The sequence below is a fragment of the Enterobacteriaceae bacterium Kacie_13 genome (assembly GCA_013457415.1).
GTDB lineage: Bacteria > Pseudomonadota > Gammaproteobacteria > Enterobacterales > Enterobacteriaceae > Rahnella.
The window spans coordinates 3804363-3818401 of the sequence record CP045665.1 but is presented as its reverse complement, the minus strand read 5'-3'; the positions used below and the strand labels follow the sequence as shown (position 1 = coordinate 3818401).

General features: G+C 48.7%; 12 protein-coding genes. 9 read left to right on the top strand and 3 right to left on the bottom strand.

The annotated features are described in order from the left end of the window. Nucleotides 1–78: 78 nt before the first annotated feature. The 9 genes from GE278_17410 (at nucleotide 79) to GE278_17370 (ending at nucleotide 10315) form a co-directional block, all read left to right on the top strand. Nucleotides 79–1743 (top strand): methyl-accepting chemotaxis protein, encoded by a 1665-nt coding sequence (locus GE278_17410; protein QLK62439.1) that lies wholly within the window; start codon nucleotides 79–81, stop codon nucleotides 1741–1743. A 193-nt stretch (nucleotides 1744–1936) separates the two neighbouring features. After that, nucleotides 1937–2659, top strand: coding sequence for a FliA/WhiG family RNA polymerase sigma factor (locus tag GE278_17405; protein QLK62438.1), 723 nt, complete (start codon nucleotides 1937–1939; stop codon nucleotides 2657–2659). A 478-nt stretch (nucleotides 2660–3137) separates the two neighbouring features. Further along, nucleotides 3138–3485, top strand: a complete 348-nt coding sequence (gene flhD / locus GE278_17400; protein QLK62437.1) for a flagellar transcriptional regulator FlhD — start codon at nucleotides 3138–3140, stop codon at nucleotides 3483–3485. A gap of 22 nt (nucleotides 3486–3507) precedes the next feature. Beyond that, nucleotides 3508–4071, top strand: a complete 564-nt coding sequence (gene flhC, locus GE278_17395) for a flagellar transcriptional regulator FlhC (GenBank protein QLK62436.1) — start codon at nucleotides 3508–3510, stop codon at nucleotides 4069–4071. A 126-nt stretch (nucleotides 4072–4197) separates the two neighbouring features. Beyond that, the gene (gene motA / locus GE278_17390; GenBank protein ID QLK62435.1) at nucleotides 4198–5082 is read left to right on the top strand and encodes a flagellar motor stator protein MotA; all 885 of its coding nucleotides are present in this window, start codon (nucleotides 4198–4200) and stop codon (nucleotides 5080–5082) included. Next, nucleotides 5079–6053, top strand: coding sequence for a flagellar motor protein MotB (gene motB / locus GE278_17385; GenBank protein ID QLK62434.1), 975 nt, complete (start codon nucleotides 5079–5081; stop codon nucleotides 6051–6053). Before motA ends, motB begins: the two co-directional genes overlap by 4 nt. Nucleotide 6054: 1 nt before the next feature. Next, entirely contained in the window at nucleotides 6055–8061 is a 2007-nt protein-coding gene (gene cheA / locus GE278_17380; protein QLK62433.1) for a chemotaxis protein CheA, read from the top strand. 9 nt (nucleotides 8062–8070) lie between these two features. Beyond that, the gene (cheW, locus tag GE278_17375; protein QLK62432.1) at nucleotides 8071–8577 is read left to right on the top strand and encodes a chemotaxis protein CheW; all 507 of its coding nucleotides are present in this window, start codon (nucleotides 8071–8073) and stop codon (nucleotides 8575–8577) included. 202 nt (nucleotides 8578–8779) lie between these two features. After that, nucleotides 8780–10315 (top strand): HAMP domain-containing protein, encoded by a 1536-nt coding sequence (locus tag GE278_17370; protein ID QLK62431.1) that lies wholly within the window; start codon nucleotides 8780–8782, stop codon nucleotides 10313–10315. 60 nt (nucleotides 10316–10375) lie between these two features. Here the strand turns inward: GE278_17370 and GE278_17365 are convergent, their stop codons facing one another. The 3 genes from GE278_17365 to GE278_17355 all read right to left on the bottom strand — a co-directional run bounded on the left by GE278_17365 (nucleotide 10376) and on the right by GE278_17355 (nucleotide 13755). After that, the gene (locus GE278_17365; GenBank protein QLK62430.1) at nucleotides 10376–11101 is read right to left on the bottom strand and encodes an acetyltransferase; all 726 of its coding nucleotides are present in this window, start codon (nucleotides 11099–11101) and stop codon (nucleotides 10376–10378) included. Nucleotides 11102–11218: 117 nt separating this feature from the next. Further along, complete coding sequence (locus tag GE278_17360) at nucleotides 11219–12331, bottom strand: FliC/FljB family flagellin (GenBank protein QLK62429.1); 1113 nt, start codon at nucleotides 12329–12331, stop codon at nucleotides 11219–11221. A gap of 305 nt (nucleotides 12332–12636) precedes the next feature. After that, nucleotides 12637–13755 carry a FliC/FljB family flagellin gene (locus tag GE278_17355; GenBank protein ID QLK62428.1) on the bottom strand — a complete coding sequence of 373 codons (1119 nt, stop codon included), beginning with the start codon at nucleotides 13753–13755 and terminating at the stop codon, nucleotides 12637–12639. Nucleotides 13756–14039 lie beyond the last annotated feature (284 nt).

Genomic DNA, 14039 nt, shown 5'->3' with positions numbered 1-14039 from the left:
GTGTCTGAGATTTTTGCATCAACGGAACTGTATACGCAAACCTGCAACCAAAACAGCTGGCTCCGCAAGAGGGTTATTATGTTTAAACGAGTAAGAATAGCGACGGGCATCACCGTGGTTGTTATGACCATGACGCTTTTACTGATGGTGGTCATGGCATTTAGCCTGTTCAATGCTATGTCGGCAAAAAACAATTTTACTCAGATGGCTACCTCTACGGAGAACATCCGTGACATGCAGGATGGCGTTTTTAATCTCAATGCAGGCATCGCGCATGTGAATGGTTTGATGCTGCAAACCAGCCTTAACCGTCCGTTTAGTCCTGAGGCGGTCGAGCGTGTGCGCGGGATTTTCACCGCAGCACAGAAAAGCATGAAAACGTTCATTGATTCACCTTTTAATTCTGACAGTGAATATCAGGCCGCTCAGGCGCTGAACGTGCAGTTCGACAAGGTACTTAAATTGTCTCAGGACAAAATTCAGTACATCGCGAATCCGGCTGTCTATCCCGATAATCTGGAAAGTGAATCCAATGAGCGCGCGTTGCTGCGACAGAAAATCGAAAATTACGACGAAATTGCCGCCGCGAACATTCAGGATTATAACCGCCAGGCCGCCGATGATTATTACGAGATGATCGCAATGGTGGTGGTCGCACTGGGAACTGCGATTGTCATGACGTTTCTGATCCGTTTCTGGCTGCGCCGTGCATTGATGTTGCGCATGGAACAAACGTCGCATTCGCTTAAAGTTATTGCCAGCGGGGATCTCAGCCGTGAAATCGACGTCGGTGTACCCAATGAGCTTGGCCTGATGTTAATCGAGCTGGAAAAAATGCGTTTGTCTCTGACAGAAACTGTCTCAGGCGTGCAACACGGTGTGAAACGTATCTACAGTAATGCGAAAGAAATTGCGCAAGGTAATAACGATCTCTCTGCGCGCACCGAAGAGCAGGCGTCAGCGCTGCAACAAACCGCTGCCAGTATGGAAGAGCTCAAAACCACCGTCCGTCAGAATGCAGACAATGCGCATACGGCACGCCAGCTGGCGGAAAGTGCCAGCGTTAACGCCCGTAACGGCGGCAAGGTGATGTCTAATCTCGATGGCATCATGCAGCAGATCACCAAAAGCTCACGTCAGATTGCCGATATAAACGGTGTTATCGACAGCATCGCGAATCAGACCAATATCCTGGCACTTAATGCGGCGGTTGAAGCCGCCAGAGCCGGTGAGCAGGGCAGAGGTTTTGCGGTCGTCGCCGGAGAAGTGCGCAACCTGGCTAAGCGCAGTGCCGATGCGGCAAAAGAGATAAGTCAGCTCATCACCACCTGCGTCGATAACATGAGCATCGGTTCCCAGCAGGTTGATCATGCGGGCACGGTAATGACGGACATCGTGAGTTCAGTTACTCAGGTGACCGATATTATGGGTGAAATCACGTCCGCATCCGATGAGCAAAGTGCAGGGATTAATCAGATTGCGCAGGCTGTGAATGAAATGGATCAGGTGACTCAGCAAAATGCAGTCATGGTCGAAGAAGCGGCGATGGCGGCAAATAACCTTGAAATGCATGCGGAAGCATTAGAAAAAATCACGGCTAAATTTATTTTTAACGAAAATGCCGTCCAAATTGAGCATGATCAAAAAAAGAGTCTTAAAACGCCTCGTTTATCTTCTCCGGGAATTATCCGAAACGCAGTAAATGGTAAACATTCCCAGGAAGATAATTGGGAAACGTTCTAAATGAGATATAAATAGTATAGCAGCATAAGATTAATAAATAATATCAGTGATAATACCTGTGGTGATTATCTCATGTTTGTAGAAGAAATTTTAACTGCCGGATTGCGTAATATAATTCGTTCTTATCAGGCTATTTGATTTCGGATTATTCCTGAATAATTGTCACCTGTTTTAAACGCTGGAAATTGTAATCGTGAATGGTATTTACACCCATGATGGAGTAGTGCAAAAGGACGAGTTGTGGCTGAAATACCGTTTTTTAGTTCGTCACGAAGCACTGCGTTTACAGGTCAGATTACCCCCTTGCGTGGAGCTTGATGATCTCATTCAGGCGGGCGCAATCGGGATGCTTACTGCCATTGATCAGTTTGACCCTAAGAAGGGAATTGGCATGAGCACCTATATCACCCAGCGTGTTCGCTGGGCGATGATAGATGAATTACGCGAGCGTGACTGGGTACCGCGCCGCGTGCGCAGCAACGCCCGCGAGATATCCGCCATGATTCGAAAGGTGGAGCAGGAGACGGGCGGCGTGGCTTCTGAGTCTGACATTGCTGCCGGTATGGGGATTACGCTGGAAGAGTATCAGCAGATGTTGGTGGACTCTAATAGCAGCCAGTTCTACTCGCTGGAAGAGTTGCAGGAGGAGTTCGGTGGTGACATTGAACAGCCTGAAACACAACATGATTTGCTGAACCCGCTTCATGAATTAATGAAGGGAAAATTAACCAGGCAAATTAGTCAAGAAATAAGGGAGCTGCCTGAGCGTGAACAGCTCTTACTCAATTTGTATTATCAGCAAGAGCTGAATATGAAGGAAGTTGGTGTTCTTTTGGGGATTACTGAGACGCGCGTCAGTCAGCTGCACAGTCAGGCAATCAAAAGATTGCGCGCCAGAATGGATGCGCTCAAATAATAGTCTGTAGGAATTTTCCTATGCGCATTTATTAATGTGTAGGAGGGGTTTGAAATTTTCCTACATATATTTATGAAATGGATGTTTAAATCAAGAATAAAGTAATTCTTAGCGGTCTTTCGTGTTTAAACGTTGAGCTTTTAGGTCATTGTCGTTATTATATTGAAATCAAGTTTCCACCCATCCTGCTTACTTTGAAATACAAGGTGCGATAGGGCGTCTTCATTAGTCACTGATTGTTGCATATCAGGTGACGGATTTCTGACGCGGAAACATTGTTATTTTCTCGTGAGTAACAAAGACAATTTATTTGTTTTTCATTAGTTTATGACTATTACGATGATGAGGTTAATCCCATAGGATGCGATTTCTTTACTGATCTTTACCCGCAACCTTATGAGCTTAGTTTATTTATCAAATTCCAATAAATTGATTTACGTTTTTTTTACATAGAAAAGCGTAAAAGCGGAGTAACGAAATGAATGCAGACAACGTTGATGACCAGCTTCAAAGAATTCACGACATTAATCTCTCCTACTTGTTATTGGCTCAACAACTTATCAGAGAGGATAAGTTTGCTGCAGGTTTCCGCCTGGGATTGACCGAAGCAACCATTGATACGCTAAAGGAACTGACCCTCCCACAATTGATTAAGCTGGCGTCGACTAATCAGCTGATTTGCCGCCTTCGCGTGGATAACGAAATCGTTATCGATAACCTGACCAAAGATTCTCGTATCGAAGCATTACAACAAATTCATACCGGGATCATCTTATCCACACATCTGCTTAACTCGCTCTCAGAGCAAAGTCCTACCCCAACTTAATGGAATAATGGAGTCTGTGATTATGAGTGAAAAAAGTATTTTACAGGAAATTAAAGAAGTACAGATTGCGATGGAACTCATCTCATTTGGTGCCCGTATGCAGATGCTGGAAAGTGAAACCAGCCTGAGTCGCAGAAGATTATTGCGACTTTATAAAGAACTCCGAGGATGCCCACCTCCCAAAGGAATGTTGCCATTCTCAGAGGACTGGTTCATGTCCTGGGAGCAAAATATTCATTCATCTATGTTCTATAACATCCATCTTTATCTGCAAAAAACGGAACCCTGCCGGCCGATTGAAGCCACGGTTAAAGCCTATCGCTTATATCTGGAACAGTGTCCGACGCCGCCGGGTGAAAAACAGGTACTGGGACTCACGCGTGCATGGACATTATTGCGGTTCATCGATTGCGGAATTATAGAACATACAGAATGTTGTATTTGTGGTGGCGGTTTTATCGTCACATCTGAGCACTCAAAGAACCCATTTACCTGTAGCTTATGCAGTCCTCCTTCACGTGCAATTAAGAAATGCAAAGTTCCTCTTTCCCCTGTGGAGCATTTTGCCTGCGCGACGACAAGATAAGCCGTTAATAAAAATCACGTTTAAACCAGGTGTCGCCAATAAGTGATACGGCCTCCCCGTATGCCAATTTTATGGCCAGTGAACACATGGGTCAGATCTGGATATTGAATTACTTAAGGAGCACATGTGCTAGTCATTCTTGGATACGTCGTCGTCACTCTTTGTGTCTTCGGTGGTTTTATGATCACCGGTGGTCAGTTGGGGGCCCTTTATCAACCTGCAGAGCTATTAATTATCGGAGGCGCCGGGGTAGGCGCTTTTATTGTCGGTAATAATGGCAAATCAATTAAAGCCACGCTGCACTCTTTTCCGCATCTCTTAAAGGGCTCGCGCTATAGCAAAGCGCTCTATATGGATCTGATGGCCATGATGTTCCTGCTGCTGACCAAAGCGCGGCAGACCGGCATGATGAATCTGGAAAGAGACATTGAAGACCCGCAGAACAGCCCCATTTTTTCCGCTTATCCCCGCTTACTGGCCGATGCCTCGCTGATGAATTTCGTCGTCGATTATCTGCGCCTGATGATCAGCGGCAGTATGAATTCCTTTGAAATTGAAGCGCTGATGGATGAGGAGATTGAAACCTGTGAGCACGAACATGAAGTGCCTGCCAGCAGCCTGAATGTGATAGGGGATGCTTTCCCGGCGTTCGGTATCGTGGCGGCGGTCATGGGCGTGGTTAATGCTCTGGCGGCAGCCGATCGTCCGGCAGCTGAGCTTGGCGAACTGATTGCTCATGCCATGGTCGGAACCTTCCTCGGGATTTTACTGGCTTACGGCTTTGTCCTGCCGCTGGCATCTTTGCTGCGTCAAAAGAGCGCCGAACAGATCAAGATGCTGCAATGCATCAAAGTGACATTGCTTTCCAGCATGAACGGTTATGCGCCGCAAATCGCCGTGGAATTTGGCCGTAAAACGCTCTTCTCCAGCGAACGTCCGACCTTTGTTGAACTGGAAGACCACGTGCGCGAGGCGAAATCCTCGGCCAATTCGGAAAGCAATGCATCATGAATAAATCCCCTGGCCCGGTGATCGTGATCCGCAAACGCAAAAAGCATAAGCACGCGCACCACGGCGGCTCATGGAAAATTGCTTACGCCGATTTTATGACCGCGATGATGGCCTTCTTTCTGGTTATGTGGCTGCTGTCTTCTTCGACTCCCTTACAGCGTGAGCAAATCGCAGAATATTTTCAGATGCCGCTAAAGATGGCGTTAACCGGTGGTAATAAAACCAGCGTCAGTGACAGCGTGATCCCCGGCGGTGGGGATGACTTTATGAAGCAGGATGGCGAAGTGCTCAAACAAACCCTGAGCCAGCTGGACAAGAAAAAGAATGCCCAGAATTTACAGCGGGCGCATGAAAAACTCGAAAGTTTGATCCACAACGATCCGCGTCTGAGCGACTTCCAGTCCAATTTGCGGCTCTCTCTGACCGATGACGGATTGCTAATTCAGATCATCGATACTCAGGAGCGCCCGATGTTCAAAGTGGGCAGCAAAACGCCGGAACCTTATATGCGCGGGATCCTGCAGGCGCTGGTACCGGTGCTTAACGATCTGCCCAACCGGATCACGCTGACAGGACACACGGATTCCCTGCCTTACGCCAACGGCGAAGCGGGTTATGGCAACTGGGAGCTGTCGTCAGATCGCGCCAATGCCTCACGCCGGACCCTGGTCTCCTCCGGACTGGCGGATAACAAATTCCTGCGCGTGATCGGCACCGCCGACAAAATGAGCCTGGAAAATCTCCGACCTGATGATCCGGTTAACCGGCGTATCAGCATCCTGGTGCTCAGCATGAAAAAAGAAAAATCCATTCTGGATGAGGATACGGTTGTACAACATGCCTCCGACAATCAGGGCAGCGAGAAAATAAAAGCTGAGCTGAAAAAGATGTCGGGTAGCAATGATGTGCCGCCAGCGTCTGTAATTCCGGTGAACCCTCTACAAACGTCGTCGCAAGGGCAGGGTGACTAAGATGGACATCAGTGATTTTTACCAAACATTTTTTGATGAAGCTGATGAACTGCTGGCGGATATGGAAAGGCACCTGCTGGAGCTTGATTTTGCCTCACCTGATACGGAAATGCTGAATGCTATTTTCCGCGCTGCCCACTCCATTAAAGGCGGAGCCGGCACCTTTGGTTTTACGGTGTTGCAGGAAACAACGCACATCATGGAAAACCTGTTAGATGACGCACGGCGTGGGGAATTGCGCTTAAGTACCGACATCATAAATTTGTTTCTGGAGAGCAAAGATATTATGCAAGATCAGCTTGATGCGTATAAATCATCGCAGGAGCCTGACCAGGAGACTTTCCGCTATATCTGTGAAGCCCTGCGCCAGATTGCTCTGGAAGATAAGCCACAAGCGACGCCGGTATCAGCCCCCGTTGAGCCACCCAAAGCGCCTGAACCCGCTTCCGGTCTGCTGACCGTCACTCTTCGTGCGTTGTCCGAATCCGATAAAACCGTCCTGCTTGAAGAGCTGGCAAATCTGGGCGATGTGCTCGGTCATCAGCAGCAGGCGGATACGTTACAGGTTGAGTTACAAACCGGCGTCTCTGCCGATGATATTCAGGCCGTCTTATGTTTTGTGCTGGAACCGGAGCAAATCACCATTACCTCCGGCAGCGCACAACCGATGACTGCGACAGCGCCTGTCCCGCCGCCGCGCGAAGAGACACCGCAAGTACCTGTTTCGACACCTGTCTCCCCACCCACATCTAAACCTGAAGCGACAGCCAGACCAAAACCGGCCGCCCGCCCGACGTCAGCGGAATCCAGCAGTCTGCGCGTGGCGGTGGAGAAGGTCGATCAAATCATCAATCAGGTCGGCGAATTGATCATTACGCAGGCCATGCTGTCACAGCTTTCCGGTGTGTTGGATCCGCAGTTGCACGATCAGCTCATCAGCAGCATCGGGCAGATGGAGCGCAATGCGCGCGATCTGCAAGAATCGGTGATGTCGATTCGCATGATGCCGATGGAGTACGTTTTCAGCCGTTTCCCCCGTCTGGTGCATGACCTCGGTAGTAAGCTGAATAAAGATATCGAACTGACGCTGAAAGGCGGTTCTGCAGAGCTTGATAAGAGCCTGATTGAACGGATTATCGATCCCCTGACGCATCTGGTGCGTAACAGTCTGGATCACGGTATTGAACCGACTGACGTCCGCCTTGCGAAAGGCAAACCGGTCAGAGGTAATCTGACGCTTTCAGCTGAACATCATGGTGGCAGCATCGTGATTGAGGTGATCGACGACGGTGCTGGTCTTAATCGTCTGAAGATCCTTGCCCGCGCTCAGGCGCAGGGGCTTGCCGTCAGTGATAACTGGAGTGACAAAGAGATCTGGATGCTTATTTTCGCCGCCGGATTCTCGACGGCTGAAAAAGTCACCGATGTGTCCGGGCGCGGCGTCGGTATGGACGTCGTGCGCAGGAATATCCTGGCCATGGGCGGCCACGTTGAAATTCATTCCGAGCAGGATAAAGGCACCACTATCCGCATCATCCTGCCCCTGACGCTGGCGATCCTCGACGGCATGTCCGTTCGGGTTGGCGACGAAATATATGTCCTGCCACTCGGTACGGTCATGGAATCCCTGAAACCTTCTGAAAGCGCCCTTTACCGCATGGCGGGTGACGAACAGATGCTGCTGGTTCGCGGGGAATATCTGCCACTGGTGGAACTGCATCAGGTCTTCAATATTAAAAGTGATGTTCAGCAGGCCAGCGACGGCATTGCGGTGATTCTGGAAAGTGCCGGTTGTCGCTATGCCTTACTGGTCGATCAACTTATCGGTCAGCATCAGGTGGTGGTGAAAAACCTCGAGCTGAATTATCGCAAAGTCCCGGGTATTTCAGCGGCCACTATTCTGGGTGACGGCAGCGTGGCACTGATTCTGGACGTAGTGGCACTGATCACGTTGAGCAAAAATAAAAAGCTCGCGGCAAAACAACATCAACTTGTAACGACCCCTTGAGGTGATCCAATGCATATGTCCCGAACAGAGAAACAGTTTGGCGAAAATAATGTCGATCAGGAATATCTGGTCTTTACGCTGGGCAATGAAGAATACGGCATCGAAATTCTTAAAGTGCAGGAAATTCGCGGTTACGACCGGGTAACGCGTATTGCTAATTCACCGGATTTTATTGCCGGGATCACTAATCTGCGCGGCGTGATCGTGCCTATCATTGATCTGCGTATTAAATTTCAGCTCGATTCCGCTGAGATCAATGATCAGACGGTGACCATCGTATTAAATCTGCTCGACCGCGTGGTGGGCATCGTGGTTGATGGTGTGTCTGATGTGCTGTCACTGAGTGCCGAACAGATCAAACCGGCACCGGATTTTACCGCGACCCTCTCCACCCAATATTTACTGGGGCTGGGCTCACTGGACGACCGTATGTTAATCCTGGTGGATATTGAGAAACTGCTCAACAGTGAAGAAATGGAAATTGTCGAGAAAGTGGCCGAAGCGGCTTATGAATAATATTTTGTTCTCATCGTAACGCTAAAACATTTTTGCAAAAAATATAACATCATAATTATATAACTCGCATTTTATTAGATAACGCCACGAAAGCCCTCCTTTACCGGATGGCTTTTGTTGTTTCAGGTTTATGTGAAATTTAAAAACATCCTATTAACTTCAGTCTTTATTTATTAAAGGGAAAATCATTTTGTTATCATTCATGAGCATTAAAAAGATGGTGCAGTGCCATCTCTATATTATTGCGTTTTCATTTATTGTTCTTGCCGGTCTTAGTTTGCGTATTTCCGATATTTCCAGAAGTAATTTTGAAGATACCGCCCAATTACATACCCGGGTCGCTTTAGTGGATCAGGCCATGTATAAACTGATGGTGATGCGTGGTGATGTGTTATTTCTAAAAACGGCGGCATTGTCGCATTCACAGGCGTCTAAAGAGTGGAATGACGCAGTCAATACCCACAATCAGGAAATACGCCGCCTTGTCGGCGAATGGGCGAAATCGCCAAAGTACACCGCCAGGGCTGAAGAGTTGTCCAAAAAGTCCGCCGCGTTGTTTACTCAGGTTTTGAATAACTACATGGGGTTTATGGCGGATTTAAAGAGCGATGCGGCCATTATTAATGAGACGGATAACCTCATCACCGAGCTTGAATCACTGACCGGAGAATATTTGCAAGTAAGCGAGGAAGTCATGAACGGTTTTCAGCAGCGGGCCGATTTTCTGCACGATGCGCTGTGGATAACGCTGGCGTTCGTCATCGTGCTCTTTATTTTGATGTATATTTCCCTTTCCCGTTACATCACCCGCATGATCCTGAATCGTTTAGCCGAAGCATCAGAAGTCTTCTCAGAAATAAGCCAGGGTGAACTCGCCAAAGAAGTGCCGGACTATGGTCGCAATGAGATGGGTAAATTATTCGCCAATATAGAAGGGATGCGCCTCGCACTGGTGAATATGATCGGTGGGGTGAAAAGTGTGGCGGTCAATATCCGCCATAACGCAGTCGAGATTTCACACGGTAATAATGATTTATCCTCCCGCACCGAAGAGCAGGCCAGTGCCTTGCAACAAACGGCCGCCAGTATGGAGCAAATCAAAACCACGGTACAAAATAATACCGCGCACGCCCGTGAAGCCAACAAACTGGCGACGGATGCGAAAACACTGGCAGACAGCGGGTCAGCGATTATGGTGGATGTGGTGCATTCTATGGGGCAGATCGCCAGCAATGCCAGCCAGATTTCCAACATCATCAAAGTGATCGACGGCATTGCCGGGCAGACCAATATTCTGGCGTTGAATGCGGCGGTTGAAGCTGCGCGTGCCGGTGAACAGGGGCGTGGTTTTGCGGTGGTGGCGAGTGAAGTCCGTCATCTGGCACAGCGCAGTGCGGATGCTTCAAAAGAGATCCGCGGCCTTATCGAAAATTCCGTACAAGATACCGAAGCGGGCAGTAAGCGTGTTGATAACGCTAAAAATACTATCACCGACATCGTCGAGATGGTCAGTAAAGTCAGCAATATCATGCAGGATATTACCCAGGCTTCCGAAGAGCAGAATATGGGGATCCAGCAGGTGGCGGTGGCGATTAATCAGATGGATGTGGTGACGCAACAGAACGCGGCCTTAGTCGAGGAGTCTTCTGCGATTACAGCCATTATGGATGAACAAACCACCGGGTTGGAAAGCATGGTGGCGGTGTTCCACATTGAAGCTGAGTCTGAAACGGCGTAATACCTTAGCGCAGTAAACAGTAATGATTGCGCTGAAGCGGCAGATTGTCTGCCGCTTTTTTTATTGCTGATGATCTCTGATCCATAGCTGTTTTTTCTCTTTGACCAGCCTGAGGATATCCAGCGTTTTCTCTTCATCCAGGGTCAGATCAAAAGTAAAGCAGCCGTTCATCTCTTTCACCCAGGAAAACAAGTTCGGCATATCCCACCAGGCAATATCCACTAACGCTTCCCGAATTTTCTCCGAAAATCTGAAGCGCACCAGCCTGGCCGGACTTCCGGCATAAATACCGTAAGGCTCAGAGCGAAAATTAGGCGGCAAAAGGGAACGCGCGCCAATCACTACCCCATTCTCAATAATTCCACCGCCCAGCATCATCATCTCATCGCCAATCCAGACATCATTTTTGATGATGGAGTCTGCATACTGAGGGGGAGGAGTGTTGGTCAGGCCGTGTCCGAATACAGAAAACATCGCGGTTGATATGGTTTTCATCTCATGCTGGCCGTTGAGCAAGAATTTCAGCCGCAAACCTCCGGCCACAAAACGGCCTACACGCAGGCTTTGGATCCCCGCATCATATTTGACTACTGACCCGACACCCAGCCCGGAACCCTTACCAATGTAAAACGTCCCGGTGGTGGATTCCTCATCCAGCCAGTCCCTGAAAAAACCTGTTGGGATCGTGCTATGAAAACCATCGCGATATTTCAATATCTGAAACTGTTTAGCATAGGGATGATATTTATCGTAACCGATGAAATCGGCATCCGTTTTAATATTCATGGTTTTCTTATTCATATTTATCCAATGTTAACGGGGAAAGATAAAATCAGTCTTTGTCATAAAAAATCCCCTCCATCTGCAAAGATGGAGGGGATTGAAGATAATTGACTGACTAACTTAGCGCAGCAGAGACAATACGTTCTGCGGAACCTGGTTAGCCTGTGCCAGTACGGTCACGCCTGCGGACTGCAGGATGTTCGCGCGGCTCATGTTAGACACTTCAGACGCGAAGTCAGCATCCAGAATACGCGAGCGGGATTCTGACAGGTTATTCACGGTGCTGTTGAGGTTGCTGATAACAGAATCGAAACGGTTCTGTACCGCACCCAGACCGGAGCGCAGTTCATCTACCTGAGACAGTGCATCATCGATGGCTTTCAGCTGGCCAACGCCTGCCAGTTGATCATCTGTTGCAGCAGCACCCTTGGTGAACGATACGCTGTCCGCTGCACCACCGGTGCCTTTAACGAAGGTAGCATCCATCTGCACGCTGACCGCGCTGCCCGCAGCGTCGACACCGACTGCCACGTATACGGTGTTGCCGGTGGAGTCTTTGGTTGCGTAAATTTCACCGCTGCCGCCCGTGCTGAATGCTGCATCTTTCATGGCCTGCATATCACCGGAAGACAGGTTGACATTGACTGCATCTGCACCTGACATGCCGCTCACTTTAGAACCTGTGCTCAGCTGAGTGGCAACTTTCGTCGCATCGAAGCCGTCCATGCCCAGAGTCGTGGCATTCATTTTGTTCAGGTTGATTTCGATAGACTGGCCATCGTTGGCGCCAACCTGAATGTTCAGGGTCTGGTCTTTGCTCAGCACTTTCACGCCGTTGAACTCAGTCTGTTCAGAGATACGGTTGATCTCAGCCAGACGCGCGGTGATCTCATCCTGAATGGATTTACGGTCAGATTCTGAGTTAGTGCCGTTCTGCGCCTGCACAGCCAGACGACGGATGTTTTGCAGGTTGTCGTTTACTTCGTTCAGTGCGCCTTCGGTGGTCTGCGCAATGGAGATACCGTCGTTGGCGTTACGGGAAGCCTGAGTCAGGCCGTTGATGTTAGAGGTGAAACGGTTGCTGATAGCCTGACCCGCTGCATCGTCTTTTGCGCTGTTAATACGCACGCCGGAAGAGAGGCGCTGAATTGCCGTGCCCAGTGAAGACTGGGATTTGTTCAGGTTGTTCTGTGCTACCAGGCTCAGGGCGTTGGTATTAATAACTTGTGCCATATCTATTTCCTCAGATATTAAAATTTAACACTGCAACGGAGTGAGATTGAGTGATGCGTAATTCATTGCGCATATTTAAAATATCGGTGGAAATATATTTCCCTAAAATGATTTTTTAATTATTTTTATTAAAGAGGGTTAATCAATAAAATAGCGTCATTTATGTCTTCAATTCAACTTATTGCTTTTCACCGTCTGGCAGACGCGGTTATTTCCGAAACGATGAACGTTTACGTCCCTAACGAAAAATACCCCCTGCCCGCGAAGGCAGAGGGTATTAAAGAGAGTATTAAGAACTAACTTACTTAGCGCAGCAGAGACAATACGTTCTGCGGAACCTGGTTAGCCTGTGCCAGTACGGTCACACCTGCGGACTGCAGGATGTTCGCGCGGCTCATGTTAGACACTTCAGACGCGAAGTCAGCATCCAGAATACGCGAGCGGGATTCTGACAGGTTATTCACGGTGCTGTTGAGGTTGCTGATAACAGAATCGAAACGGTTCTGTACCGCACCCAGACCGGAGCGCAGTTCGTCTACCTGAGACAGTGCATCATCGATGGCTTTCATCTGGCCAACGCCTTTCAGCATATCAGCATCCGCAGCAGCGGTGCTCACCGTGAAGGCAACTGAATCCGCTGCCCCACCAGAACCTTTGCTGAAGGCGGCATCAACGGTAACGGCCACCGCGCTGCCCGTGCTGTCTTTACCCACCGCCATATACACGGTGTTACCGCTTGCATCTTTAGCTGAATAGATTTCACCGCTACCGCCGGCACCGAATGCAGCCGTTTTCATAGCATTGATATCACCGCTGCTAATGTTGACGCTGACGGCATCGCCGGCGGCATCAGTACCACTTACTTTGGAACCTGCGCTCAGCTGAGTGGCAACTTTCGTCGCATCGAAGCCGTCCATGCCCAGAGTCGTGGCATTCATTTGGTTCAGGTTGATTTCGATAGACTGGCCATCGTTGGCGCCAACCTGAATGTTCAGGGTCTGGTCTTTGCTCAGCACTTTCACGCCGTTGAACTCAGTCTGTTCAGAGATACGGTTGATCTCAGCCAGACGCGCGGTGATCTCATCCTGAATGGATTTACGGTCAGATTCTGAGTTAGTGCCGTTCTGCGCCTGCACAGCCAGACGACGGATGTTTTGCAGGTTGTCGTTTACTTCGTTCAGTGCGCCTTCGGTGGTCTGCGCAATGGAGATACCGTCGTTGGCGTTACGGGAAGCCTGAGTCAGGCCGTTGATGTTAGAGGTGAAACGGTTGCTGATAGCCTGACCCGCTGCATCGTCTTTTGCGCTGTTAATACGCACGCCGGAAGAGAGGCGCTGAATTGCCGTGCCCAGTGAAGACTGGGATTTGTTCAGGTTGTTCTGTGCTACCAGGCTCAGGGCGTTGGTATTAATAACTTGTGCCATTGAGATATTCCTCAGAGTTGTAAATGAAACACTGCAACTTCATTGCAAATGTGTAATGCGTTATTTTGTTCGCATATTTAAAATATCGGAGCGCCCAAAAAACTCTAAAGTGTTTTTTTGCATTTAATTTCTGAGCTGGTGGGTAAATGCACGGCTATTAAGAGGGTCGCCCGGTTAGGTAGGAATATTCTGATGAATAATTTTTTCTATTATTCTTGCAATCAGATGAATTGCATTCATTTGTGTGCGCAATTGAAGGATTAGCTAAAGATATTTATAAGAAT